Annotated in this window: 25 protein-coding genes; 5 read left to right on the forward strand and 20 right to left on the reverse strand. The window is 63.4% G+C overall.

The genetic code is table 11. The features are described 5' to 3' along the window. Positions 1-331 precede the first annotated feature (331 nt). The gene (locus tag AB7Z56_RS33920; protein ID WP_283017807.1) at positions 332-550 is read left to right on the forward strand and encodes a hypothetical protein; all 219 of its coding nucleotides are present in this window, start codon (positions 332-334) and stop codon (positions 548-550) included. A 431-nt stretch (positions 551-981) separates the two neighbouring features. Here AB7Z56_RS33920 and AB7Z56_RS33925 read toward each other — a convergent pair whose 3' ends face one another. The 15 genes from AB7Z56_RS33925 to AB7Z56_RS33995 form a co-directional block, all read right to left on the reverse strand. After that, positions 982-2,145, reverse strand: a complete 1,164-nt coding sequence (locus AB7Z56_RS33925) for a hypothetical protein (RefSeq protein ID WP_283017806.1) — start codon at positions 2,143-2,145, stop codon at positions 982-984. A gap of 72 nt (positions 2,146-2,217) precedes the next feature. Continuing rightward, entirely contained in the window at positions 2,218-2,556 is a 339-nt protein-coding gene (locus tag AB7Z56_RS33930; protein WP_283017805.1) for a hypothetical protein, read from the reverse strand. Beyond that, positions 2,553-2,939, reverse strand: coding sequence for a hypothetical protein (locus AB7Z56_RS33935; protein WP_283017804.1), 387 nt, complete (start codon positions 2,937-2,939; stop codon positions 2,553-2,555). Before AB7Z56_RS33935 ends, AB7Z56_RS33930 begins: the two co-directional genes overlap by 4 nt. Positions 2,940-3,373: 434 nt before the next feature. Next, positions 3,374-3,577 (reverse strand): hypothetical protein, encoded by a 204-nt coding sequence (locus AB7Z56_RS33940; RefSeq protein WP_283017803.1) that lies wholly within the window; start codon positions 3,575-3,577, stop codon positions 3,374-3,376. A gap of 48 nt (positions 3,578-3,625) precedes the next feature. After that, on the reverse strand, positions 3,626-4,084 hold the full coding sequence (locus AB7Z56_RS33945; RefSeq protein WP_283017802.1) for a hypothetical protein: 459 nt from the start codon (positions 4,082-4,084) through the stop codon (positions 3,626-3,628). A 22-nt stretch (positions 4,085-4,106) separates the two neighbouring features. Continuing rightward, the gene (locus AB7Z56_RS33950) at positions 4,107-5,054 is read right to left on the reverse strand and encodes a helix-turn-helix domain-containing protein (RefSeq protein ID WP_283017801.1); all 948 of its coding nucleotides are present in this window, start codon (positions 5,052-5,054) and stop codon (positions 4,107-4,109) included. Positions 5,055-5,151: 97 nt separating this feature from the next. Then, positions 5,152-5,436 (reverse strand): hypothetical protein, encoded by a 285-nt coding sequence (locus AB7Z56_RS33955; RefSeq protein WP_283017800.1) that lies wholly within the window; start codon positions 5,434-5,436, stop codon positions 5,152-5,154. Then, positions 5,433-5,684 (reverse strand): hypothetical protein, encoded by a 252-nt coding sequence (locus tag AB7Z56_RS33960; RefSeq protein ID WP_283017799.1) that lies wholly within the window; start codon positions 5,682-5,684, stop codon positions 5,433-5,435. Before AB7Z56_RS33960 ends, AB7Z56_RS33955 begins: the two co-directional genes overlap by 4 nt. Before the next feature lie 143 nt (positions 5,685-5,827). Then, the gene (locus tag AB7Z56_RS33965) at positions 5,828-6,484 is read right to left on the reverse strand and encodes a hypothetical protein (RefSeq protein WP_283017798.1); all 657 of its coding nucleotides are present in this window, start codon (positions 6,482-6,484) and stop codon (positions 5,828-5,830) included. A gap of 65 nt (positions 6,485-6,549) precedes the next feature. Further along, the gene (locus tag AB7Z56_RS33970) at positions 6,550-7,746 is read right to left on the reverse strand and encodes a site-specific integrase (RefSeq protein ID WP_283017797.1); all 1,197 of its coding nucleotides are present in this window, start codon (positions 7,744-7,746) and stop codon (positions 6,550-6,552) included. A 316-nt stretch (positions 7,747-8,062) separates the two neighbouring features. After that, complete coding sequence (locus AB7Z56_RS33975; protein ID WP_063984943.1) at positions 8,063-8,881, reverse strand: aldo/keto reductase; 819 nt, start codon at positions 8,879-8,881, stop codon at positions 8,063-8,065. Between the two features lie 302 nt (positions 8,882-9,183). Beyond that, positions 9,184-10,770 carry an alkaline phosphatase D family protein gene (locus AB7Z56_RS33980; protein WP_354123423.1) on the reverse strand — a complete coding sequence of 529 codons (1,587 nt, stop codon included), beginning with the start codon at positions 10,768-10,770 and terminating at the stop codon, positions 9,184-9,186. A 118-nt stretch (positions 10,771-10,888) separates the two neighbouring features. Then, on the reverse strand, positions 10,889-11,308 hold the full coding sequence (locus AB7Z56_RS33985) for a hypothetical protein (protein WP_063984945.1): 420 nt from the start codon (positions 11,306-11,308) through the stop codon (positions 10,889-10,891). 109 nt (positions 11,309-11,417) lie between these two features. Further along, entirely contained in the window at positions 11,418-12,419 is a 1,002-nt protein-coding gene (locus AB7Z56_RS33990) for an NAD(P)H-dependent flavin oxidoreductase (protein WP_063984946.1), read from the reverse strand. Between the two features lie 62 nt (positions 12,420-12,481). Continuing rightward, a complete protein-coding gene (locus AB7Z56_RS33995; RefSeq protein WP_063986596.1) occupies positions 12,482-13,219 on the reverse strand; it encodes an SDR family oxidoreductase in 738 nt (245 codons plus the stop codon). A gap of 166 nt (positions 13,220-13,385) precedes the next feature. Here AB7Z56_RS33995 and AB7Z56_RS34000 point away from each other — a divergent pair, with 166 nt between their 5' ends. Beyond that, a complete protein-coding gene (locus AB7Z56_RS34000) occupies positions 13,386-13,850 on the forward strand; it encodes a winged helix-turn-helix transcriptional regulator (RefSeq protein WP_063986597.1) in 465 nt (154 codons plus the stop codon). A gap of 93 nt (positions 13,851-13,943) precedes the next feature. On the opposite strand, the gene AB7Z56_RS34005 is transcribed toward AB7Z56_RS34000, so the two are convergent. Continuing rightward, a complete protein-coding gene (locus tag AB7Z56_RS34005; protein ID WP_063984947.1) occupies positions 13,944-14,318 on the reverse strand; it encodes a PRC-barrel domain-containing protein in 375 nt (124 codons plus the stop codon). Between the two features lie 283 nt (positions 14,319-14,601). Continuing rightward, the gene (locus AB7Z56_RS34010) at positions 14,602-14,760 is read right to left on the reverse strand and encodes a hypothetical protein (protein ID WP_187387779.1); all 159 of its coding nucleotides are present in this window, start codon (positions 14,758-14,760) and stop codon (positions 14,602-14,604) included. A gap of 177 nt (positions 14,761-14,937) precedes the next feature. Here AB7Z56_RS34010 and AB7Z56_RS34015 point away from each other — a divergent pair, with 177 nt between their 5' ends. Then, positions 14,938-15,198 (forward strand): hypothetical protein, encoded by a 261-nt coding sequence (locus AB7Z56_RS34015; RefSeq protein ID WP_028148230.1) that lies wholly within the window; start codon positions 14,938-14,940, stop codon positions 15,196-15,198. Positions 15,199-15,335: 137 nt separating this feature from the next. On the opposite strand, the gene AB7Z56_RS34020 is transcribed toward AB7Z56_RS34015, so the two are convergent. From AB7Z56_RS34020 to AB7Z56_RS34030, 3 genes are all read right to left on the reverse strand, one after another. Continuing rightward, positions 15,336-15,542, reverse strand: a complete 207-nt coding sequence (locus tag AB7Z56_RS34020) for a hypothetical protein (RefSeq protein WP_063984948.1) — start codon at positions 15,540-15,542, stop codon at positions 15,336-15,338. Positions 15,543-15,623: 81 nt separating this feature from the next. Then, positions 15,624-15,755, reverse strand: a complete 132-nt coding sequence (locus AB7Z56_RS34025) for a hypothetical protein (protein WP_256376429.1) — start codon at positions 15,753-15,755, stop codon at positions 15,624-15,626. 117 nt (positions 15,756-15,872) lie between these two features. Beyond that, on the reverse strand, positions 15,873-16,067 hold the full coding sequence (locus AB7Z56_RS34030) for a hypothetical protein (RefSeq protein ID WP_063984949.1): 195 nt from the start codon (positions 16,065-16,067) through the stop codon (positions 15,873-15,875). A 95-nt stretch (positions 16,068-16,162) separates the two neighbouring features. Here AB7Z56_RS34030 and AB7Z56_RS34035 point away from each other — a divergent pair, with 95 nt between their 5' ends. Together AB7Z56_RS34035 and AB7Z56_RS34040 are read left to right on the forward strand one after the other, a co-directional pair. Beyond that, positions 16,163-16,675 carry a DUF4142 domain-containing protein gene (locus tag AB7Z56_RS34035; protein WP_063984950.1) on the forward strand — a complete coding sequence of 171 codons (513 nt, stop codon included), beginning with the start codon at positions 16,163-16,165 and terminating at the stop codon, positions 16,673-16,675. A 450-nt stretch (positions 16,676-17,125) separates the two neighbouring features. After that, entirely contained in the window at positions 17,126-23,419 is a 6,294-nt protein-coding gene (locus AB7Z56_RS34040) for a HAMP domain-containing protein (RefSeq protein WP_063984951.1), read from the forward strand. The last annotated feature ends 9 nt before the right edge of the window (positions 23,420-23,428 follow it).

The raw sequence follows: 23,428 nt of genomic DNA on the forward strand, positions 1-23,428 counted from the left end.
GGCTTTAGGGAAAAAGTTGCACGCGCCACCATAAGTGTTGGTTCAATACAACGTTAGCGGGAACTCGCCAAGAGCTTGAAATCACGCCTCATTAATAAGAGAGACCCCAGCCCAAATGGGGCGATGAGCTGGGACCCTTGAGTTTGCCCTCACGAGCTTGGGCATTGGGCAAACTTGGCAAAAGTCGCGATGGTTCCTGGCCCGCGTCAGAACAGCGCAAGCTGGATATCACGCGGTACCCTGGGGGAGGTCTGGAGCCTCCACCATGGCGGGCGTGGACTAACCTGCTCTTCGATTGCGATTTCCTGCCCTCGTAGATAGATCGCGGCTCATGGCACCGCGTATCGAGTTCGCCATCCCGGTCAAAGGCATCAAGGTTCCGACCGGCCCCGATTGGCTCCACGAGATCAAGCATGACGGCTGCCGCATTCGACTGGTGCGGGAGAGCAAGCGCGTGCGCCTCATCACCAAGGGCGGCCACGACTGGGCCGACCGCTTCCAGTGGTCATGGTCCGCCCCGACATTCCGCGTCTGGCGGAGGCCCACATAACCGCGAAGGGTCGCCGCCTCATCCGCGTTCGGCATCCGCGTCCGCAACAGGATGCCCTCGTCGTCGCCGTCCTGATGGGCGCGCAGGCGGTGCGGGTTGATCCATCTTGTTCACTCCGGTTTGGATGGGGCGGGCGACGTAGCCCCCGACCTATGGCCACGCCGCCCGACACGACGGTCTCGACACCGGATGGGTGCGCCATCGCGTTGGATCGGGCGAAGCAGGCCAAGGAGCAACCGCTCCGCCCGGAGCCAGACACCTGCGCCAGCGGGTGCCTCGCCATGCGCGCCATCGGGCATGCTGCGTGCCCGAAAGCGCGGTTCGTGATAGGTGTGGCGACGGGGATCGACTGCTTGACCGATCCATCCCCGCCGCCGCGCATTCGTCCCCAAGCCGTTGGCACGAGCCGAGAGGAAGAACGCGCATCTCGCTCATCGCCCGCCGATCAGGTTGTAGCCAGCAACACTCGGCGACGATGGTCCGCTGGGCGCGCGCGGTACGGTTCGAAGCGCCACGCCAAGCGCCGCTTGAGGTGAAGTCGTGCAGCGGAAATCGATCACTTCGCCCTTGTCATCGGCGTGCCAAATCAGCGCGCACTCGGCTCTCTCAGCAGCCAGCATGTCAGCGCCGATCTGCGCCTCCGCTTCTTCGCGCTGCTGCTGGCTCAGCGCCGACTTGTCATCAGCAATCTCATCGAACCCGGCGTTGATCTTCGCCAGTAGCTGATCGCGGAACAGCCACGCGAGTAGACCAAGCACGTCGGGGACTTCCGCGTAAGCCACGGCTCCCGGCCGCGCGTTGTAGACTAGCGACTGCAACCTCGTCGTCGCGAAGACGATGTCCATCCCATGTTCGATAGCGGCGTCAAGATTGGGTTGGCCTTGGTCGGCGAGCCGGTCGATAAGTCCTTTCGCTGCGGCCTTCGTCACCGATGATGGCCAAGGGCTGGAGTGCACTCGGTGCAAATCTGCAGCGCCTTCTCGCAACTTCAACCGGCAACGCTCGACCGCCGCCTCGATGCGACCACCGTCAGCCTTCGTCAGCAGTTCGCTGAGCGGCTGATCCTCGACCACGTCGAGCGTGCAGTCGCCGGGAACGCCTCGCAAAACCCAATCATTGACGGATTGACGCAGTTGACCGGCAGCAGTCGATCTGACCATGCGGACTTCCTTCAACTCGGTCCGCCGCGCGAGTTCTTTTTCGGCGCGCTCTAGCTTGCGCGTTTCAGAAAGCACCTGAGGCGCTGACGGGTCTTGCTCGAACCCTCCTTCGCTTCGGTGCCGGGTGAGATCGGAGATGCGATTTTTGTAGCCGATTACTTCGAGCCGCACTTCCTGCACCTCCTCGAACGTCGGCACCGCCGCGAAAAGATCGGCCGCTCGCTGTTCTATCGCTATCGCTTTCGTGGCGGCTGCATCGGGCAGCAGCGCCACCGCATCGTCCGGCGTTCGGTCGCCGCGAAAGATGATCGGCCCAAAGTCGCTCGGTGTTGCTGGTTGAAAGCCGTCTGTTATTTGTTCGCTGGTCGCTTCCATTCGCGGAAGCATGCCGAGAACGTGTTCACGCCAGCTCTGGTTGGGGTCGCGGTTGGCCATGGCTCTCCTCCATCGTCGCGATGACTGATCGAGCAAGCATGACCCCTTCGTTGGGCAACGAATAACGGAAGATCACTGACGCGCGCGTGCGACCGCAGCCCTCACGATCCGGTCGCACGGCAGGCGATCATGCAGCTTGAGGATCGCCCAAAAGAGCAGCCGGTAGGTGCCTGCATATTGCGGCGGACACGCCTCAATGGCGCGATCTCTTTGCCATCGACCGGCGGCGTATATTGTCAACGCGTCGAGCAGCAGCCGCGCGGTCTCACGATTAGACGAACTGGGAAAGTATGCCGCCGCCATGACCAGCAGAATATCGCGCGCCCGGATCAGCCGCAGTGTGTGATTATAGCGCTTGCCTCGATAATCGGCAGGCGCGGCATCGAAAGCTGATGGTCGAACCGGCTTCATCGCCGCGTGTCTCGAAGAGGCTCGAACCTTCCGTTGGGCACCACCGGCTGCAGCACCTCCGTCGCCTTTCGTTCTATCGCCTCCAGTGACAGATCACGAATAACCCAGCACTCGCGACAGACCCCGAAGACGCTGGCGGTAGTCGGTTGAATGATTGCTGGCTTGGTGAGCAGCAATGCTCCGACATACTTCCTGCCTGACATCTGAACGCCGCAGGTGACGCATTCTCTATGTGGGGGCGTCGAGAGACCATCACACCAGTAGCGCGCAGCGCGTTGCAACAGTGGATGAGCATCGAGCGGATCATTGATATCGACCAGATAGGTCAACAGCGCACCGGACGCCTCGCGCCGGTAACGGCGACGTTCGTGACGGGTGCTCATGTCACCACCTCCCAGTCGCGTTGCTCATGCGATCATGTCTGATCGTGGTGGCCTGGTCCAGCGATGGCTAGTCCGCCTTCTGTGCTGGCATCATCGGCCCGCTCTCCGTGAGACGGGCCGGTGGTGTCTCTCGGTTCTCGTTCGGTCCTCATTGCCTGCCGGTCCTGCGCGCCTGACCGTGCTCACAGCTCCGTTTGCGATAGCGTCGCGTTCCTCGAAAGAGAACCCGGCAGCTAACGGGCTGTCACGCAAGGCGATGATGCGAGCGATGCGTTCAGTCCGATCAATCTTGCCGCGAAACTCGGCAAGAAAGATTGCTTCATAGGCTTGCTTCAGTTCTTCACATTTAACCATGCGGATACTCCATCGTGCTGATGATCGGCGCGGCTTTGGTGCCGCTGGTTGCATTGGCTCACATCACATCGGGCTTGAGGTTACGATGGCTTGCCTCCTTCCTCGCGGAAGGTCTCAAGGTCCTCGTCGGCCTGCGTCAATGCCATGTTCGTTGGGTTGTGGATGCGCTCTTGGATATGTTCGCTGCACAGCCAGTTGTCGTTTTCGACCTTGATCAGTCCGACCTTGGTGCAGCCGGGGGCGAAACAGGGTTGCGGCTCCTTCTTCGTGCTGTTGTTCGTCATGGTGTCCTCGCTTGGTTGGTTGACGGTCGCTCATGGCGATGCTCGCTTTCAAGGCCTCAAGCCTTTCGGCCTCTGGCCCCTGCGCCAACGCCGCGACCGCAGCCGCTCCGTTCCCGGCATCGCGTTGAACGGATCGTTGCGAGGGAAATCTTCCGCCGCCAGCATCCGTCCGATCCGCCGTTCAAGGCACCCGATGCAAAGGCAGCCGCTCATCTCCTCCATGCCCGCAGCTTTCCAAATCTTCGGCTTGACAGTGTAGACCTCCGACGAGGCATCGACGGTTTGCTTGACGCCCTGATCATTCCAGTCGAGCGCCATCGCCTGCTCCATCTGCTCCCGGTTGAAGAACCCCGGCGCGGTGTTCACCCCGCAGTCGATGCACGCCCAGCTCTCGGGCAGCTTGCCGCGCAGGTCCGGCTTGTGGACAGTATGCTCGAACCGATCATCGGCCCCAATGTCGGCGCGCCTTGCGGCGGCAACGGTTCGTCTAATCATGCTGCTGGTCATGCTCTCGCTCCTCTCGCTGTTGTCACTGCCTTTGGCGGCGCGCAGCCGCCTCAGCCTCAATGTCCATCTGGACGTACTGGCGCGGATCGCTCTCCTCCTCGGCGACGGCCAGCGTGTCGAGCGCGGCGTCAACGTAGCCGTCGTGGGCCGCGAGCAACTCGGTGATCACCGCGTCGGCGTCGTCACCAAGGACTTCACGGCCACGCTGGTAGACTTCGGCGAAGGCGGGGTCCGCGTCCGTGCTCACGGGACGCTCCATTTCTTTAGAAGTGGCTCGGCAAGGTGGTGGTTGCTCTTGCTCTGCCAGCGGTTGTTGGAGCGCCGCGCTAGCGGTGCGCGCTACAGGTCTATCCGTCGCGGGAACTGGCGCGTCATTGGGGGTGGTTTTTGCGCTCTCTCTATCCGCATCCGCGGTGCGCTCGCCGTGAGCGGCGAGCCCGCTATTCATGACACCTATTCCTTGACACTTATTTGGGTGCACGGGTGGACACCCGTCAGCTACCGATCTGGACACCCGTCCGCTAACTGGACGGACACCCGTAGGCGCATCGGATGCCGGTTTGACGGGTGTTCGTTTGGACACCCGTGACTTCGATCCCACGGGTGTTCGCTTGGACACCCGTCGATAGGGTATGATCAAGGTGAAATCGTTGGTGGCGTCATGGCGTCCGCCAGGAACTCGCGTGTCGGCAATCATCCCGATCTTCCGATATTCGGCGACCGCCTTTTGCGCTGTCCGTTCCGTGGTGCCGCACTCCTTCGCGAGCGTCGCGTAGGACGGGTTCAGTTGCCCGGTTTCCCCGTTGCGGAAATGAGCCAGCCTCATGCCGACGACGCGCAATATCGGCGACAATTCCTGCACTGCTGCGAGGCGCACCCATTCGTCGCGGAGTTTGAACGTTGTCACCTCGCGCGGAGGTCCACGCTCATCTTCGCGGGCGGCGACGTGGCTGGCGTTGTCGGCGGGCATTGTAGAAATCCCGGCTTCTGATACAACGCTCGCGTTCCAAGGCGAGACGATGCATCCCAAAATGAAGCCAGCCGTGGTAACGCGGCTGGCGCTTTCGTTAGGTGTTGGCCATCTCGCTGGCCTTGGTCTTCGCTCTCGTGGCTGCGGCCTTGCGCGCTCCGGCCTTGCGCCGTTCAGCTCTGCGCTGCTTATCGTCAGCCACGCTCGCTTTACGAAGCTCGGTGACGAAGCTGCGGTGTCGCCGCTCCAACGCGTCGCGGAAGTCGAAGTACAGATCTTGCGCAAGCGGGACCGCCGCCAAATCCTCGATGGGCATGGTGGCGATGGCGTCGGCGAGTTGCTTGATCGCGGCGCGATAGGCGGGAGTGCGACGGAAGGTCATGACGCATCCGCCTCGGCGGCGCTCGCTGCCTCGCGCTCACGACGCCATACTTCAGCGGCCTCGACGGTAACAAGCACGCGCCGCAGGACGCGCGTCTCTTTCGGGCCGAAACCCAGTTGGCGCATCTTTCGATACAAACCCATGGAGAGGTTGTGCGCGGCGCAGAACTCATCGAGCGAATATGCCCCGCGCGGGATCGAGGCGGCGACGGCGGCTGCGGCATTCTCGGCTTTCGATCGGTAGACCATGATGCTTCTCCTCGACAAATGATGGAGAGAAGCATGCAGACACGCCGTAGAAAATTCCAGTGAGGCAGGCGAGTTAGGGAGGCCAAAAACCTCGACAAACAAAACGAAAATTCGGGGCTCGTTTGTCGCGCGAAACCCGGCGGCTACGGGGTTGACAAGCGACGTTCGAGCCACCGCACGACCGACATGAAGGAACGAACTGCTTTGCCCATCACCGGCTTGCTCGCGACCCACAGAAATTCCGCCGCGGCACGCCCGCGCGGTTTGCCGCCGAGATCGCACCAGATCGCCAGCAATTCGCTCCAGCACTGATCGCGGGCAGTCTTGCGTGCGTTGTCGCCGCGCTGTCCAGCCCCCTCGATCTGCCGGTCGAGGTTGCGCACCAGCTTGGTGAAGTAGTCGCGGGTTGCGGTCTCCATGTCGCCATCGACGCCCTGTCGCAGCAACAGGCGCGCGGTGTCGCCATATTTGACCTGTACGGCGAGCGCAGCAATGATGCTGTTCCGCAGGTTCTCGGCATCGTTGCGAAGGGCGATCAGTTCCGCGCGGCGCGGGCGCTGGCGGGCGTTGGCACTCTGGAAAAGATACATGCTGGCCGCGGTCTCGATGTGGTTCCGCAGCCCTCTGGTGATGCCGACCGTCCGCTCAATCTCAATACGCTCGATCTGGTCGGCATCGAGGCCAAGCCTATCCACGGCGACCTTGATCCGATCCCACTGCTGATCGGTGTAGGCGAAGAACTCGAATTCGATCGTCCCCGCCGCCCGCGCGGGTGTATGATCGCCGTTAGCCTTGCCCATGTGTTCATCCCACTGGGTTGGTCAGACCGGGCCGGGGTGCTTCCAACACCTGGGCCCGGTCGCCTTTATCGCGCCAGTTTCACCACGTTGTCCAGTTGCGGCGCGGCCTCGTCGGCGAGCAGTCCCTTGCGCGCGTCGTCCGCTGCGACGTTCAAGTAACGAGCGTAAGTTTTTTCAATTTCAACCACAGACGTGTCGTGGGTGAAGGCGATGATGCGCAGATGCGTGCCCTTGCGGATTTGCCGGATGATCGAGCTATGCCGCAATGTGTACGGCGTCAGCGACAGATCGAGATCGAGCCGCTCCAGCACGACACGGAAGCGCGCCGACAGGTTCCAGATGCGGTCGAACAGCAGGCGGTTCTGCCCGCGTGCGATGGCCCGCGCGCGCAGCGTCCGTGCGAGCTTCGGCGTGACCGGCAACGCGCGCTGTTCGGGATCGCGGTCCCGGCCCTTTGCGCTGCACCACATCATCAGGCGCGGCGCTTCGGTGTCGTCGTCCTGCAAGTCATCGGGCCACAGCTTCAGCGCTTGGCTCTCGCGAACGCCGGTCCCGGCCAGCGTGTCGATCAGCGCGCCGAAATCGGCGTCCTCAACGTAGCATTCGCGGACGATCGCGAGGATGGTTCCGTCCGGCAGATAGTAATTGTCGCGCGGTGGGGCGTTGCTGCCCTTCGCCTTCAGCGGTTTCAGGCCGTTCTTCCATGCGATGCCGTTGGTGATGCGCTTGTCGCGCTTGGCGGCCAGCGCCAGCGCCGCCTTGAACGATTTCCCGATCCTGTTGGCGGATGACAATTTGAGGCCCTTGGCGACCAGCCCGTTGCGCCAGTCCCGCAATTCGGTCTCGCCCAACAGCATCACCACCTTCGCCGCCATCGATGACGACAGATGCTTGCGAACGCTGATGGCATTGTGCTTGTTGCCGCCGCGCGCCGCGAGATCGGTCTCATAGGCGTCGAGCGCTTCGGCGACGGTGACCGGCTTGTCGCTGTCGCCTTCACTGCCGCGAACCATCTTCAGCGCGTGCGCCTGCGCCTGATAGAACGTCATGACGCTTTTGTTGTTGGCATTCTCGAAGTCGTCGGCGATGGCGAACCGCTTCAGCCATCCGGCTTGAACGCTCCACGTGCCGGGTCCTTCGTTGCGCCGATAGCAAAGGAAGATGCCGGGAGCGATCAGCGCCTTGTAGGGCTTCTTCCTGATCGCGAGCTTGAGCCTGTTGGTTCTGTTCTTCAGTTTGTCGGAATAGATGCTGCGTGCCATGATCCCCTCGGGTGTCCCTCAAAATGTCCCCAACGTGTGGGTATTTCTCAATGAGGTCAGAAAACACTCAATGAGGTATATTCCAAGGGTTTCAATGAGTTACGAACAGACCATGAGATATCATGAGCCCCTGTGAGGGTCAAAAGCTCCCCTTGTGGGAGAAGGTGGCGCGAAGCGCCGGACGAGGGGTTGCTTCAGCGCATTCAATGAGAATTGGACTCGCGGATGGAGACCCCTCACCCGTCTCGCCGCTACGCAGCGAGCCACCCTCTCCCGCAAGGGGAGAGGGTAAGGGCGGCGCGTTCAGCGTCGAGTTTTAATCCCACACCGGCGCAAAGCCTGGATTGACGCAACGCCTGTCCTTGGGCAACGCCGCGATCTTCTTGCGGTCGGCATCGTCGAGCGTGATCTTCAGCGCATCGAGGTTGGCTTGCTGGCTCTCCCGGCGCGAGGCCTTCGGGATCGCAGCGACACCGCCCTGGTCGAGCAGCCATTTCAGCGCGACCTGCGCGGCGGTCGCGTTGTGCCTGGCGCCGATCTCGGCCAACGCCGGATCTGACGCGATGCGTCCTTGCGCGAGCGGGCAATAGGCGACCAGCGGGATCGATTTGGCGTTGAGATAGGCCAGCACCCTCGATTGATCGAGCATGGCGTGATATTCGATCTGGTTGCAGGCGATCGGCGCCTTGATGTCCTCGACCGCGATCTTGAGCAGCGCCGTGGTGAAATTGGCAACGCCGATCGCCCGCGTACGCCCCTCCTCCTTCAGCTTCATCAGGGTCTCGAACACCGCGCCCCAGTTCGCGGATTTCGACGGCCAGTGCACGAGGTAGAGATCAACATGGTCGAGCCGGAGCTTGGTCAGGCTGGCGTCGAAGGCGCGGCGGATCGCATCGGGGCTGAGATTCTCGTGCCAGACCTTGGTCGTGACATGCAGCTCGCCGCGCGGCAGCCGGGCCGCGGCGAGCGCGGCACCGATCGATTCTTCGTTGGCGTACATCTCGGCGGTGTCGATGTGGCGATAGCCGATCGACAGTGCGCTCTCGACCGCCGCGCGGCAGGCATCGCCCTGCATGCGGAAAGTGCCAAGGCCGAGCTTGGGCATGCTGATGCCCTGTGTCTTCAGATGATCCATGAGCTAACTCCTGACGTATTTCAGCCGCCGAACACGCGGTGGGGCCGCAAGGGCAGACTCTTCGGTGATTGAAAAGAGGTGGCGGGGATAGAGACTATAGCGCAGGAGACGCGAGGCGGCCAATCAAGATCGGGTTAGTGCTGGGATGCGCGATCCGTCCCCACCGTCATGCCCGGGCATAGCCGTCCGAAGGACGGCGTCGCTTCCGCTCGTATGCCCGGGCATCCACGTTCTCAGGGCCGAGCAGCAAGGCGTGGATGGCCGGGTCAAGCCCGGCCATGACGACGGAGAGAGTTGCCCACTCACGAATGCTGCGCGACCACGGCCGGGCGCGCCTGCGGCTGCGGCTGCGGCTGCGGCACGATGTCGACCGACCAGAGGTCGCGGTTGTCGACGTCTTTCAAGGTCACGGTCATCACGCCGCTCGCACCGTCGATATCGACCCTGCCGAAGAACTGCAGGCCGAAGCACGGCGCAAGGTTCTCCCCCTGCGCCTCGCTGCAGCCGTTCTGGTACATCGCGACCGGGCCAAACGTATTGTCGAGCTCGCCCGGACCCCAGGTGCCGGCATGCAGGGGTCCGGAGACGAACTCCCAGAACGGCTCAAAATCCTGGAATTGCGCCTTGTTCGGATCGTAGTAATGCGCGGCGGTGTAGTGCATGTCGGCGGTGAGCCAGACGATGTTGCGCACGCCCGCGTGCTTGATCGAGGCCAGCAGATCGGCGACCTCATGCTCACGCCGATCGGGCGCTCCGTTGCCGAGCGCGACGGCATCGAGACTGACGAGGCCAATCGGCAGGTCGGCCGCGATCACCTTCCAGGTCGCGCGCGAAGCGGCGAGCTCCCGCTTCAGCCATGCGAGCTGCTCGGCACCGAGAATCCAGCCGCGATGGTCCTCGCCCTTGTTCCAGCTGTCGTCACGATAGCTGCGCATGTCGATCATGAAGACGTCGAGCAGCGGACCATAAGCGATCTTGCGATAGACGCGCCCCTGTCGCGTGCCGATGTCGCGGATCGGCATGAAATCGAAGAAGGCACGGCGGGCACGCGCGACCAGGCGCGGCGTGCCGTCGTCCTCATAGCCGGCGTTGTCGTAGCTGCCGGTCGGCGACCAGTCGTTGGTGACCTCGTGATCGTCCCACTGTGCGAACATCGGCACCTGCGCGTGGAAGGCGCGAAAATGCTCGTCGAGATGGTTGTATTTGTAGTTGCCGCGGAATTGCGCCAGCGTGTGCGCGGCCTCGGCTTTCTCCTCGGTCACCAGATTGCGCCAGGTCTCGCCGTTCGGCAGCTTCTGCTCGGAGGGAATCGTGCAGTCGGCGTAGATATGATCGCCGGAGTGGATGAAGAAGTCCGGGCGATTCTCGAGCATGGTGCGATAGCTGCGATAGCCGCCGCGCGAGATGTCGATGCCCCAGCCCTGCCCCGCGACGTCGCCCGACCACACGAACGAGATAGATTGCCCTGCAGCCGGCGCGGTGCGGAAATGGCCGACGCGGCTTTCGCCGGCAATGCCGGTCGCGATGTCGTCGAAACGCACGCGATAGAAGATATCCTGCCCGGACGGCAGATCGTTCAGCAGCAGTTTTGCGGTGAAGTCGGCATCGGGCAGCGCGTCGCGCGAAGCTGACGCTATGATCGTCTTGAAACTCTCGACGGTCGCGCATTCCACCTGCATCCGCGCGGGCCGGTCGGCGCGCGCCCAGATCACGGCGGAGCCATCCGAGACGTCGCCGGACTGAATGCCGCCCGCGATCTGCGGGCGATCGGCGGCGCGGCTGATGGATGGCTTTGCGACTGTGCCGAGCGCGGCAACGGCGAGGCTTGAAGTCGAGCGGACCAGGAACTGCCGCCGGGTCCATGCGCGCGAGGCGCGGAGCGTTGCCATTCAGGAAACCTTCGTCGAATCGCGACGGAAGGTGCCTGCGCTCCTTGACTCCTATCCTGACGGTTTCTTGACTCCGCGCCTACGGTTTTGCGACGCCCGGATGACGCGAGAGATCCGGCTAGTGCTTCCAGTTGCAAATGCCGCCGGTGCGGCACGGCCAGGTCTGGATGCGGGTGTCCATCGCCTGCGCGTCCAGCGGATTGCCGCGACGATGTGCAAGCTTGGTGCGCGCTGCGCCGCGTGGCTGGGCGCCCCTGGCATGAACAACCTTCGGCTGGGCCACGTGCACGCGTTCGGCGGCAACTTTCTTCGGCACGTCGATGGGTTCGCCGCGCGCCTGCGCCTCGTTGCCTCCCTTCGCCTCCAACGCAACCGGGGCGAACTGCGTCTCGGGCCCGAGCCGCTTTGGCGACAGCACCGCCTTGGAGAGATCGAGACCGAGATATTCGTCGGGCTTGTAGTCGTCAGCGCGCGCAATGCCGCCCCATGCGAGCACGAGGGCAACGGCAACTGCAAATGGAACGCTCTTCAGGACCACGGACGCCTCCTGAAATTGCTTATTTCAAGGGGTAATTTACTCCTATTTAGGAGGCGTCACGCGCAATTCCAGCGGCCAAGTGCCGCCGTGGTTAAGAAGTTTGGCGGAGTCAGGCGACCTTTCGCGCCGCACCCGTCCCGTCCAGGAACCCCATCAGGCGGCTGCGGATGATCTCTTCCGCCTCATCCATGATGCGATCGACGAGCTCCTTGCAGGAGGGGATGTCGTGGATCAGCCCTGCGACCATGCCGCAGCTCCAGGCACCCGCGTCCATCTGGCCGTCCAGCATGATCTTCGGATAGACGCCCGCGACCTGGTCGTGGATGTCGTCGATGCTCAGCTTGGCGCCCTTCTCGCGCTCGATCTCGAGCAGACGATCGACGTTGGCGTTCTTCAGCACGCGCTCGGTGTTGCGCAGAGCGCGCATGATCAGCCGGGTGTCGAGCTCGGTTGCCGCAACAAGCGCGTTCTTCACGTTCTGATGCACCGGTGCTTCCTTGGTGGCGATGAAGCGCGTGCCCATGTTCATGCCGGCCGCGCCCAGCGACAGCGCCGCGACGAGGCTGCGCCCGTCAGCCATGCCGCCGGAGGCCACGAACGGAATCTTCAGTTCCTCCGCCGCGCGCGGCAGCAGGATCATGTTGGGAATGTCGTCCTCGCCGGGATGGCCGCCGCACTCAAAGCCGTCGACGCTGACGGCGTCGCAGCCGATGCGCTCGGCCTTCAGGGAGTGGCGCACGGACGTGCATTTGTGGATCACCTTGATGCCGGCGGCCTTCAGCGCAGGCATGTATTGCTCCGGGCTGCGCCCCGCCGTCTCCACCGCCTTGATGCCGCCTTCGACGATGGCCGCGATGTATTCCGGATAAGGCGGCGCCGAGAAGGTCGGCAGGAAGGTGAGGTTCACGCCGAACGGCTTGTCCGTCATGTCGCGACAGCGCGCGATTTCCTTCGCGAGCAATTCCGGCGTCTTCTGCGTGAGGCCCGTGATGATGCCGAGCCCGCCGGCATTGGAGACGGCAGCGGCGAGTTCGGCAAAGCCGACGAAATGCATGCCACCCTGGATGATCGGGTGCTCGATGCCGAACAGTTCGGTGATCGCGGTCTTCACGTAGGGGCCTCCCGGATTTCAGTTTGTATTGAGATCAGTCTAGCCGCAGTCTTGCTCCGCGGTCACCATTTCTCTCCGAAGGGACGGATCTCCATCTCGAAGGTCCAGGCGCTCTTCGGCTGCTGATAGAGCTGCCAATAGGCATCCGCGACAGATGACGGCGGCATCAGAAGATCGGGATTATCAAGCGCATTCGCCCCGAGCGCTTCGAGCCGGCGCTGCCGCACCCACTCGGTGTCGACGCCGGAATCGATGATGAGATGGGCGACGTGGATGTTGTTCGGCCCGAGCTCGCGCGCCATCGCCTGCGCCACCGCGCGCAGTCCGAATTTTGCGCTGGCAAAGGCAGCAAAGCCGCTGCCGCCGCGCAGGCTCGCCGTCGCGCCGGTGAAGAAGATGTTGCCGCCACCGCGCGGCAGCATCAGCCGCGCCGCTTCCCTGCCGGCCAGGAAGCCGGAATAGCAGGCCATCTCCCACACCTTCCGGAACACGCGCTCGGTGGTGTCGAGGATCGGGAAATTGACGTTGGCACCGACGTTGAAGATGCAGACTTCGAGCGGCGCATGCTGGTCGGCGTCATTGAGGAAGGAGATGACCTCCTCCTCTTTGCGTGCATCGAGCGAGCGCGCGTGAATCTCGCCGCCGGCGGCCTCGATGTCCTTCACCAGCGGCGCCAGCTTGTCGCCGTTGCGGCGCCCGGCAAAGACCGTGAAACCTTCCGCGGAAAATTTCTTGGCGATCTCGGAGCCGATGAAATCGCCGGCCCCGATCACGGCGGCTGTCGCGTTTCGCTTGGGCAAGGTCACCTCCTCCGGTGAGAACGGTATGTGATTGGGCCGGAGGCTATAGTTCTAAAATAGAACTGTCAAACTACAGGGGTGAATGATATTCTCTATTAGAAATAGCGCTGATCATTCAAGTCAGTTCCTTTTTCTGACTTACTACCCTTTGCCGGAGATTCGCTACATGAAGTGGGACACGCTGGATGAAGAGCCCTGCTCGCTCTCCCGGACCGTCGCCGTGGTCGGCGACCGCTGGACGCTGCTGATCCTGCGCGAATGTTTTTTACGCGTGCGCCGGTTCGAGGCGTTTCAGTCCTCGCTCCAGATCACGCGGCACCTCCTCTCGGAGCGTCTGAAGAAGCTGGTGCGGTTCGGCATCCTGCGCCGCGTCCCCTATTCCGAGGCGCCCAAGCGCTACGAATACATCCTGACGCAGAAGGGCCTCGACCTCTACCCGATCATCATGACGATGGTGCATTGGGGCGACACCCACATGGGCGACGAGCGCGGCCGCCCGCTGCTGCACCAGCACAAGACTTGCGGCAAGGATTTCGACCCCGTGATGGTCTGCTCGGAATGCGGTGAGCCGCTACATGCGAAACAGGTGCATGTGCATGCGGGGCCGGGGCGGAAGGAGGCGGTGGGGTAGAGTGGCGGAGAGCAAAGGTGTCGTGCCCCGGCTTGACCGGGGCATCCAGTCGGTGGGCCGTTCCTTGCTCATCGGATCGCTTTCCATGGGGGCTTACGCGAAGGGAACGCCGTAGTACGAGTTGATGCCGCGGACTGCCGCGTCGTCACCCCAGTTCCAATCGCTGCGTTCACCGTATTTCGGCGCGCCTTCGAGCGTCTTGGCGGTGATCCCGGTGACATAGCCGCCGAGCTCCGTATCGTATTTGAGCGACTGCCAGGGCAGCGGATAGTGGTCGTTGCCGAGGCCCAGGAAACCGCCGAAGCCGAGCACGGCGTAGGACACCTTGCCGCTGACCTTGTCGATCATCACGCGTTCGATCGAACCGATCTTGTTGCGATCGGCGCCATAGACCGATGTTCCCTCGACCTTGTCGCTGCCGATCAACCTGTCCATCTCGCTGCGGTCCAACTCGCCTTGTTTCAGCATTCCAATTCTCCACTCGGCCAACGTGTGGACCAACCGGGTCGGCGAGCGAACGTTCCGGCGCATGTTCTGGTGGTCGCGTCAGACACGGAGCACGGTCGCCAGGGGCGATCAGCGAGCGGCCGCGGCCTCCGGTAGCATCAGGAAATCATGCATCGCGGCAGCAGTCTGAAGCTGATCAATGCGCGCCATAACAGAATCGCGCTGCTGTCCATCCGGCAAGCCCGACAGTTCGTGCTCGAGCCGCAGCTGCTCTGCCTTGAGACGTTGTTCGAACGTGTGGGGCTCAGATCGTCTTCGCATCTTCCGTCCTCGGTGGTTGCAGCCCCGAGCTGTTGGCCCAGCGCTCGACTTGCTCGATGACCTTCTGATGGCTCGGACGCACCGGTTTGGGCGCCTCGGGCTCTTCGGAAAGCTTGCGGGGTAACCTGACTTCCTCCGCCATGGCCTCTTCTCCCTCTCTCCCGAAAGAATGCGCCACCGCCAGAGTTGTTTCAATAATAACTTATTGATTTTACTAACTATTTTTACTCATCTGACGATTTTTCCGACTCTTGTGGAACTCGCGCCAAACTCGTTCGTTGAGCAAACTACTCAACTTACTCACTTTGCGTGATCGACCATGAATGACCTTCGCGCCGAGCGCCTCCAGGTCATGCTCTCGCCGGAAGAGCTGGCCGCCGTCGATGATTTCCGATTCAAGCACCGCATGCCGACGCGCGCTGCGGCGGTCCGAGAGCTTCTCAAATTCGGGCTCGCAGCCGCGGGCATCGAGACGAGCATCGACCCGTCGGCAGGCATCAAATCAAGCGAGTTTGGTGTCTTTGGTCGCGGTCCCGAAGGACACGCGCCCGCGAAGCCCGAGGGCGACACCGAGGATTGAGTCTCTCCCAAGCAAAAACGACCCCGGCACAGTGGGGTGCTAGGGCCGTCCTTGGAGATTGCTTCCGGCGCACCGGGGGCATGACAGCCGGAAGCAATCCGTCGACTCGTCGCGAAGGGATTCGTTCCTCGCGAGAACTAGCCGGTCGGCGCGTCGCCGGAATCGTCCGGCATCACGCCGGAGCCCGGTGTCTTGGTGTTGTCGTTGAGCTTGGGATCGCGCGTCGCTTCGCGCGACGGCGAGCCTTTCGAATCCGTCTTGTGCACGGTTTGCGCGCGCTGCTTGTCGCGCGGTTGATCTTCCGCCCGCTTGTCCTTGACGATGCCGTGGTCGGAATGCGCCATGATGTCCTCTCGCCTCTCCAGATGTCCTGAAGCGCTTACGCGCCGGCACAACGAATGTTCCAGCGCGCGAGGCCCGCAGCGCTAACTATGCGTGGCGTGGATCGCCGCCGATGCATTCTCCAGATGCACCTGCCGCACCGTCGTCACTGTCGCGAACGCGACCGAGACGCCAAAGGCGAGAATGAGCGAGAGAAGAGCCAGACGTGGAGCCATCGCAAAACCTCCTTCTGGAATCAAAATCAACGCGATCGACTGTTCGTGGATGATCCTGGATTGGTTGCTTGCATTCCGTGAGCAGTCTCACATGCAGATTCACGAAAATGAGAGCGCTTACGCATCCTGCGTTCGAAGGACGCGGACCTTTACGGGCGGGATTTCACCGTCCAGCCAGTCCTGCTCGTTCGCCAATGCCGTCCAGGCATCCGCCATGCGCAAATAGCGTTTGTGGGTGGGCTGCCCTTCCGCGCGCTCGGCGAGCTGAAGGCAGTTGTCGGCGTTATCCCTGAAGATGTCAGACTGTTTCATACAGAAGATGTGGGAACGGAACTCTCGCTCCGCAATCGCCTTTACCGGATCGTAACGCCGGGGGAACTTCGCACGCCATCGGTCATTGGAGATGCATGAGGATTCTCGTGGCAATCATCCTGGCTCTCGTCAGCACCTCGGCGTTCGCCGACAATATGGGCGAGCGAACGGCCGGCGACCGCGTGCCGACCGCAACCGATGTCATCACCGGCCTCTATAGCTTCAGCCGTTTCCAGCAGGGCCTGCTGGAGAGCACCGACCTGAAAGGCAATGCGGAGGTGAAAAATCTCGCGGCCCTGCGCGCCGAGGAGGCGGGCAAGCGCGACAAGACCCTGAAGCAGATTCAGGACGCAATCGGTGCGGAGCCGCACGCCGGCAAGACGACGTCAGTGAGCGCAAGCCTCGTCGAGCCCGAAAATGCGGATGGACCAACTTACGTCAGAAGCTTCTATGCCGCGCAAATCCCCGAATACGAATCCGCCATCAGCCTGCTCGAGCGCTATCTGAAAGCGCCCGACAATCCTGCGCTCGCCGCCTTCGCGCGCGAGCAATTGCCGATGCTGCGCACGCAGGTGAAAGATGCGGAGCGCACCATGGCGGACAAATAGCAGCCTATTTGTCTTCCGGATGATGCTGCTGGCTCTCCGGCCGCACCGTACGGTTACTCTCGGGGCCGGCATCGCCGTTGTCGTCCCTGCCGCCCGAGGTCGAGGCGCCGCTGCCGCTGGGGCTCGATCTGGTCGCGGTCCTCGTGGCCTGCGAATCAGCGTGCGGCGTGGCGGAGCTTGCGGCGGGGTCGCCAGTCACAGCCCCGCGCCCGCTGGGCGCGCCAGCGCCTCTCCTAGGACGGCTCTGAGCTCTGGTGCAGCGGCCGGCCGGCTTTTTCCTGAGCGGGATGGAACCATCGTCACTCCTCACCGTTATTTTGGCCGGGCTGAGCACCGCAGGTTCCAATTCCAAGCGCTGCAACGTTGGCGCTTGATTTCGAATTTGGCTGACGGTCTATTTTGACAACTGCGTCACGCCTTGGATTCGGCCGACGCCGCGGGGGAATCAGTATGAGCGACCTCGATCCCGGAACTGCATCACGCTCCGGTCGTCGCGTTCCAAAGCCAAAAACCAACGGTATGTCGGACCCGGATTCGCGGCCGGAATTGCTGCTTGCCTTGCAGGCCATGCGCAGCGGCGATTTTTCGGTGCGGATGAGCGGGGACTATCTCGGCATCGACGGCAAGATCGCCGACACTTTTAATGAAATCATCGCCGCCAACCAGCGCATGGCGCAGCAGCTCGAGCTGGTCGGTCAGGTCGTAGGGCGCGAGGGCAAGACCCGCCAGCGCGTGAAGTTCGGCCTCGCCAGCGGCTCCTGGGCCGACATGGAAGGCTCCGTCAACACGCTGATCGACGACCTCCTGTGGCCGACGCGCGAGGTGACGCGCGCGGTCGCGGCGGTGGCGCAAGGCGACCTGCTCCAGACCGTCAAGCTGGACGTCGACGGCCGCCCGCTGCGCGGCGAATTCCTGCAGTCGGCGACCATCGTCAACACCATGATCAAGCAGCTCGGCGTGTTCACCTCCGAGGTGACGCGCGTCGCGCGCGAGGTCGGCACCGAAGGCAAGCTCGGCGGCCAGGCCCAGGTGCCGGAAGTGACCGGCGTCTGGAAGGATCTGACCGAGAGCGTCAACTCGATGGCGAACAACCTGACCAACCAGGTTCGCAACATCGCCGAGGTCACGATCGCGGTCGCCAACGGCGACTTGTCCAAGAAGATCACCGTCGACGTCCGCGGCGAGATCCTTCAGCTCAAGGAAGCCATCAACACGATGGTGGACCAGCTGCGCTCCTTCGCCTCCGAAGTGACGCGCGTGGCGCGCGAGGTCGGCACCGACGGCAAGCTCGGCGGCCAGGCGATCGTGCCCGGCGTCGCCGGCACCTGGAAGGACCTCACCGACTCCGTCAACGCGATGTGCGGCAACCTCACCGCCCAGGTCCGCAACATCGCCAACGTCACCACTGCCGTGGCGCGCGGCGACCTGTCGCGCAAGATCACGGTGGACGTGCGTGGCGAGATCCTGGAGCTGAAGGACACCATCAACACCATGGTGGACCAGCTCAACTCCTTCGCCTCCGAAGTGACCCGCGTGGCGCGCGAGGTCGGCACCGAAGGCAAGCTCGGCGGCCAGGCCCAAGTGCCCGGCGTGGCCGGCACCTGGAAGGACCTCACCGACAACGTCAACTTCATGGCGTCGAACCTGACCGCGCAGGTCCGCAACATCGCCGACGTCGCGACCGCGATCGCAGGCGGCGACCTGTCGAAGAAGATCACGGTGACCGTCTCGGGCGAGATCCTTCAGCTGAAGGAAACGCTCAACACCATGGTGGACCAGCTCAATGCGTTTGCCGGCGAAGTCACCCGCGTCGCGCGCGAGGTCGGCACCGAGGGGCGGCTCGGCGGTCAAGCCAACGTGCTCGGCGTCGCCGGCACCTGGAAGGACCTCACCGAGAGCGTCAACTCGATGGCGTCAAACCTGACCGCACAGGTCCGCAACATCGCCGAGGTGACGACGGCGGTCGCGGGCGGCGATCTGTCGAAGAAGATCACCGTGGACGTGCGCGGCGAAATCCTGGAGCTGAAAGACACCATCAACACGATGGTGGACCAGCTCAACGCCTTCGCCGGCGAAGTCACCCGCGTCGCGCGCGAGGTCGGCACCGAAGGCAAGCTCGGCGGCCAGGCCCAAGTGCGCGGCGTCGCCGGTACCTGGAAGGACTTGACGGACTCGGTCAACTCGATGGCCTCGAACCTGACCGGTCAGGTCCGTAACATCGCCGAGGTCGCGACCGCCGTTGCGAAGGGCGACTTGTCGAAGAAGATCACCGTGAACGTGTCGGGCGAAATCCTTCAGCTGAAGGAAACGCTCAACACCATGGTGGACCAGCTCAACGCGTTCGCCGGCGAAGTCACGCGCGTGGCGCGCGAGGTCGGCACCGAAGGCAAGCTCGGCGGCCAGGCCCAGGTGACGGGCGTCGCTGGCACCTGGAAGGACCTGACCGACAACGTCAACTCGATGGCGGGCAATCTCACCGCCCAGGTCCGCAACATCGCCGAGGTCGCAACCGCCATCGCCGGCGGCGACCTGTCGCGCAAGATCACGGTGGACGTCCGCGGCGAGATCCTTCAGCTCAAGGACACGCTGAACACGATGGTCGACCAGCTCAACCGCTTCGCGGGCGAGGTGACGCGCGTGGCGCGCGAGGTCGGCACCGAAGGCCGGCTCGGCGGTCAGGCCAACGTGCCCGGCGTCGCCGGCACCTGGAAGGACCTCACCGACAGCGTCAACTCGATGGCGGGCAACCTGACCGCACAGGTCCGCAACATCGCCGAGGTCACCACCGCCGTGGCGCGCGGCGACTTGTCGCGCAAGATCACCGTGGACGTGAAGGGCGAAATCCTCGAGCTGAAGAACACCATCAACACCATGGTGGACCAGCTCAACGGCTTTGCCGGCGAAGTGACGCGCGTGGCGCGCGAGGTGGGTACCGAGGGCAAGCTCGGCGGCCAGGCCGAAGTGCCCGGCGTTGCCGGCACCTGGAAGGACCTCACCGACAACGTCAACTTCATGGCCTCCAACCTGACGGCCCAGGTCCGCAACATCGCCGAGGTCGCGACCGCAATCGCCGGCGGTGACCTGTCGAAGAAGATCACGGTGGACGTGCGCGGCGAGATCCTGCTGCTCAAGGACACCCTGAACACGATGGTGGAGCAGCTGCGCTCCTTCGCCGCCGAAGTGACGCGCGTGGCGCGCGAGGTCGGCACCGAGGGCCGGCTCGGCGGTCAGGCCGTCGTGCCCGGCGTCGGCGGCACCTGGAAGGATCTCACCGACAACGTCAACCTGCTGGCCGCGAACCTCACGACGCAGGTCCGCAACATCGCCGAGGTCACGACCGCCGTGGCGCGCGGCGACTTGTCCCGCAAGATCACCGTGGACGTGAAGGGCGAAATCCTCGAGCTGAAGAACACCATCAACACCATGGTGGACCAGCTCAACGCGTTTGCCGGCGAAGTCACCCGCGTCGCGCGTGAAGTCGGCACCGAAGGCGAGCTCGGCGGCCAGGCCCAGGTGCCCGGTGTGGCCGGCACCTGGAAGGACCTCACCGACACCGTCAACTTCATGGCGGCGAACCTGACCGAGCAGGTCCGCGGCATCGTCAAGGTGGTGACCGCGGTTGCGAACGGTGATTTGAAACAAAATCTCACCGTGAAATCCAAGGGCGAGGTCGCGGCGCTCGCCGACACCATCAACAACATGACCGAGACGCTCGCGACCTTCGCCGATCAGGTGACGTCGGTGGCGCGCGAGGTCGGCGTCGAGGGACGGCTGGGCGGCCAGGCCGACGTGCCCGGTGCCGCCGGCACCTGGAAGGATCTCACCGGCAACGTCAACCTGCTCGCGGCCAACCTCACCTCGCAGGTGCGCGCGATCGCGGAAGTCGCGACCGCCGTGACCAAGGGCGACCTGACGCGGTCAATCCAGGTCGACGCCCGCGGCGAAGTCGCCGAGCTGAAAGACAACATCAACACCATGATCACGAACCTCCGTCTCACGACGGACGTGAACACCGAGCAGGACTGGCTGAAGACCAACCTCGCTAAATTCACCAACATGCTCCAGGGCCAGCGCGATCTCACCACCGTCGGCCGGTTGCTGCTGACCGAATTGTCGCCCCTGGTGAACGCCCATACCGGCGTGATCTACCAGGTCGAGAACGAGGATAGTCCGCGGCTCCTGCTGCTCGCCTCCTATGCCGGCGACGGCGTCTATCCCTATCAGCGCGTGCTCCCGCTCGGCGACGGCCTGATCGGCCAATGCGCCCTCGACAGACGGCCGCGCGTCATCGCCGATATTCCGCCCGACGTGGTGCCGATCAACTCGGCGCTGTTCCGCGTCGCGCCAAAGAACCTCGTCGTGCTGCCGGTGCTGTTCGAAGGCCAGGTCAAGGCGGTGATCGAGCTCGCCTCGCTGACCTCGTTCACGACCTCGCAGATGACATTCCTCGAGCAGCTTACCGACTCCATCGGCATCGTGCTCAACTCGATCGAGGCGACGATGCAGACCGAAGGCCTGCTCAAGCAGTCGCAGCAGCTCGCCGGCGAGCTTCAGACCCAGCAGCGCGAATTGCAGCAGACCAACGACCAGCTCGAGCAGAAGGCGCAGCAGCTCGCCGAGCGCAACGTCGAGGTCGAGCGCAAGAACCAGGAAATCGAGCAGGCCCGCCGCGCACTGGAGGAAAAGGCGACCGAGCTCGCGCTGACCTCGAAGTACAAGTCCGAATTCCTCGCCAATATGAGCCACGAGCTGCGCACACCGCTGAACTCGATCCTGATCCTGGGACAGCAGCTCACCGACAATCCGGATGGCAACCTCTCTGCCAAGCAGGTCGAGTTCGCCCGCACCATCCATGGCGCCGGCACCGACCTGCTCAACCTCATCAGCGACATCCTGGATCTCTCCAAGATCGAATCCGGCACGGTGACGGTCGACGCCGAGGAGATTCTGACTGCGAACCTGCTCGAGACCGTCGGGCGGCCGTTCCGGCACGAGGCGGAAAACCGCAACCTGTCGTTCAAGATCGACGTCGACCCGAACCTTGCGCGCAGCATCGTCACCGACTCCAAGCGCCTGCAGCAGGTTCTCAAGAACCTGCTTTCCAACGCCTTCAAGTTCACCGCCGAAGGCGAGGTGCGCCTGAAGGTCGTCGCCGCGGTCGGCGGCTGGGGCACGGATCATCCGGTGCTGAACTCCGCGCCGGCGGTAATCGCGTTCGAAGTGACGGACACCGGCATCGGCATTCCCCTCGAGAAGCAGAAGCTGATCTTCGAGGCATTCCAGCAGGCGGACGCCGGCACCAGCCGCAAATATGGCGGCACCGGTCTCGGACTTGCCATCAGCCGCGAGCTCGCAAGCCTGCTCGGCGGCGAGATCCATCTGCGCAGCGCGCCCGGCAAGGGCTCGTCCTTCACGCTCTATCTGCCGCTGAAATATTCCGGCCCGACGCTCGCGCCGCGTGCGCCCGCGCCGCAGCAGTACAGTCAGCCACCGGCGTTGCAAGCGGCTGCACCCGAACAGCAGCGCGTCATCGAGCAGATTGCCGACGACCGGCTCAATCTCGAGCCCGGTGACACCATCCTGCTCATCGTCGAGGACGATCCGCATTATGCGCGCGTGCTGGTCGATCTCGCCCGCGACAAGGGCTTCAAGGTTCTGGTCGCCGCGCGCGGCGCGGAGGCGCTGGAGCTTGCGAAGCAGTACCAGCCGCGGGCCGTTTCGCTCGACGTGTTCCTGCCTGATATGCTGGGCTGGACGGTGCTGAGCCAGCTCAAGCACAATCCGCTGACCCGCCACATCCCCGTGCAGATCATCACGCTCGACGAGGACCGGCAACATGCGCTGGCCCGTGGCGCCTTCTCCTTCGTCAACAAGCCGACCACGACCGAGGGCGTCTCAGCCGCGCTGACGCAGATCAAGGAATATGCACGGCCGCGGCGCAAGCGGCTCCTGATCGTCGAGGACAACGAGGCCGAGCAGCTCTCGATCCGCGAGCTGCTGCATCACGACGACATCGAGATCGTGACGACGGATACCGGCGCCGGCGCGCTCTCGACGCTGCGCGAGGCACCCTGCGATTGCGTGGTGCTCGACCTGCGGCTGCCCGACATGAGCGGCTTCGAGGTGCTGGACCAGATCCGCAACGACGAGAGCCTGTCGAACGTTCCGGTGGTGGTCTTCACCGGCCGCGAGCTCTCGGCGGAGGAAGATGCGGAACTCCACACCATGGCGCGCAGCATCGTGGTCAAGGGCGTGGAATCGCCGGAGCGCCTGCTCGACGAGACCGCCTTGTTCCTGCATCGCGTGATCACGGAACTGCCGGTCGAGAAGCAGCGCATGCTGGAGAAGCTGAACAGTTCCGACGAAGACCTGATCGGCAAGACCGCCCTGCTCGTCGACGACGACGCCCGCAACATCTTCGCGCTGTCGAGCGTCTTGGAGCGGCGGGGCATGAAGGTGCTGACGGCCACGACCGGCCGCGAGGCGGTAACGCTGGTCGAATCCAATCCGGAGATCGCCATCGTGCTGATGGACATCATGATGCCGCAGATGGATGGCTATCAGACCATCGGCGTCATTCGCGAAAATCCGGCCTTCGCCCGCCTTCCGATCATCGCGCTGACAGCCAAGGCGATGAAGGGCGACCGTGAGAAATGCCTGGAAGCCGGTGCGTCCGACTACCTCGCCAAACCCGTCAACACCGATCAATTGCTGCTTGCAATCCGCATGTGGCTGCACCGCTGAGTTTGGATC

This window comes from Bradyrhizobium sp. 482_C4_N1_8, assembly GCF_052075965.1.
GTDB classification, from domain to species: domain Bacteria; phylum Pseudomonadota; class Alphaproteobacteria; order Rhizobiales; family Xanthobacteraceae; genus Bradyrhizobium; species Bradyrhizobium barranii.

Bases quoted from the DNA above. Each gene is read 5' to 3' on its own strand.
- AB7Z56_RS33920 (WP_283017807.1), top strand. From the start codon at position 332: ATGGCACCGCGTATCGAGTTCGCCATCCCGGTCAAAGGCATCAAGGTT.
- AB7Z56_RS33925 (WP_283017806.1), bottom strand. From the start codon at position 2,145: ATGGCCAACCGCGACCCCAACCAGAGCTGGCGTGAACACGTTCTCGGC.
- AB7Z56_RS33930 (WP_283017805.1), bottom strand. From the start codon at position 2,556: ATGAAGCCGGTTCGACCATCAGCTTTCGATGCCGCGCCTGCCGATTAT.
- AB7Z56_RS33935 (WP_283017804.1), bottom strand. From the start codon at position 2,939: ATGAGCACCCGTCACGAACGTCGCCGTTACCGGCGCGAGGCGTCCGGT.
- AB7Z56_RS33940 (WP_283017803.1), bottom strand. From the start codon at position 3,577: ATGACGAACAACAGCACGAAGAAGGAGCCGCAACCCTGTTTCGCCCCC.
- AB7Z56_RS33945 (WP_283017802.1), bottom strand. From the start codon at position 4,084: ATGACCAGCAGCATGATTAGACGAACCGTTGCCGCCGCAAGGCGCGCC.
- AB7Z56_RS33950 (WP_283017801.1), bottom strand. From the start codon at position 5,054: ATGCCCGCCGACAACGCCAGCCACGTCGCCGCCCGCGAAGATGAGCGT.
- AB7Z56_RS33955 (WP_283017800.1), bottom strand. From the start codon at position 5,436: ATGACCTTCCGTCGCACTCCCGCCTATCGCGCCGCGATCAAGCAACTC.
- AB7Z56_RS33960 (WP_283017799.1), bottom strand. From the start codon at position 5,684: ATGGTCTACCGATCGAAAGCCGAGAATGCCGCAGCCGCCGTCGCCGCC.
- AB7Z56_RS33965 (WP_283017798.1), bottom strand. From the start codon at position 6,484: ATGGGCAAGGCTAACGGCGATCATACACCCGCGCGGGCGGCGGGGACG.
- AB7Z56_RS33970 (WP_283017797.1), bottom strand. From the start codon at position 7,746: ATGGCACGCAGCATCTATTCCGACAAACTGAAGAACAGAACCAACAGG.
- AB7Z56_RS33975 (WP_063984943.1), bottom strand. From the start codon at position 8,881: ATGGATCATCTGAAGACACAGGGCATCAGCATGCCCAAGCTCGGCCTT.
- AB7Z56_RS33980 (WP_354123423.1), bottom strand. From the start codon at position 10,770: ATGGCAACGCTCCGCGCCTCGCGCGCATGGACCCGGCGGCAGTTCCTG.
- AB7Z56_RS34000 (WP_063986597.1), top strand. From the start codon at position 13,386: ATGAAGTGGGACACGCTGGATGAAGAGCCCTGCTCGCTCTCCCGGACC.
- AB7Z56_RS34005 (WP_063984947.1), bottom strand. From the start codon at position 14,318: ATGCTGAAACAAGGCGAGTTGGACCGCAGCGAGATGGACAGGTTGATC.
- AB7Z56_RS34010 (WP_187387779.1), bottom strand. From the start codon at position 14,760: ATGGCGGAGGAAGTCAGGTTACCCCGCAAGCTTTCCGAAGAGCCCGAG.
- AB7Z56_RS34015 (WP_028148230.1), top strand. From the start codon at position 14,938: ATGAATGACCTTCGCGCCGAGCGCCTCCAGGTCATGCTCTCGCCGGAA.
- AB7Z56_RS34020 (WP_063984948.1), bottom strand. From the start codon at position 15,542: ATGGCGCATTCCGACCACGGCATCGTCAAGGACAAGCGGGCGGAAGAT.
- AB7Z56_RS34025 (WP_256376429.1), bottom strand. From the start codon at position 15,755: ATGGCTCCACGTCTGGCTCTTCTCTCGCTCATTCTCGCCTTTGGCGTC.
- AB7Z56_RS34030 (WP_063984949.1), bottom strand. From the start codon at position 16,067: ATGAAACAGTCTGACATCTTCAGGGATAACGCCGACAACTGCCTTCAG.
- AB7Z56_RS34035 (WP_063984950.1), top strand. From the start codon at position 16,163: ATGAGGATTCTCGTGGCAATCATCCTGGCTCTCGTCAGCACCTCGGCG.
- AB7Z56_RS34040 (WP_063984951.1), top strand. From the start codon at position 17,126: ATGAGCGACCTCGATCCCGGAACTGCATCACGCTCCGGTCGTCGCGTT.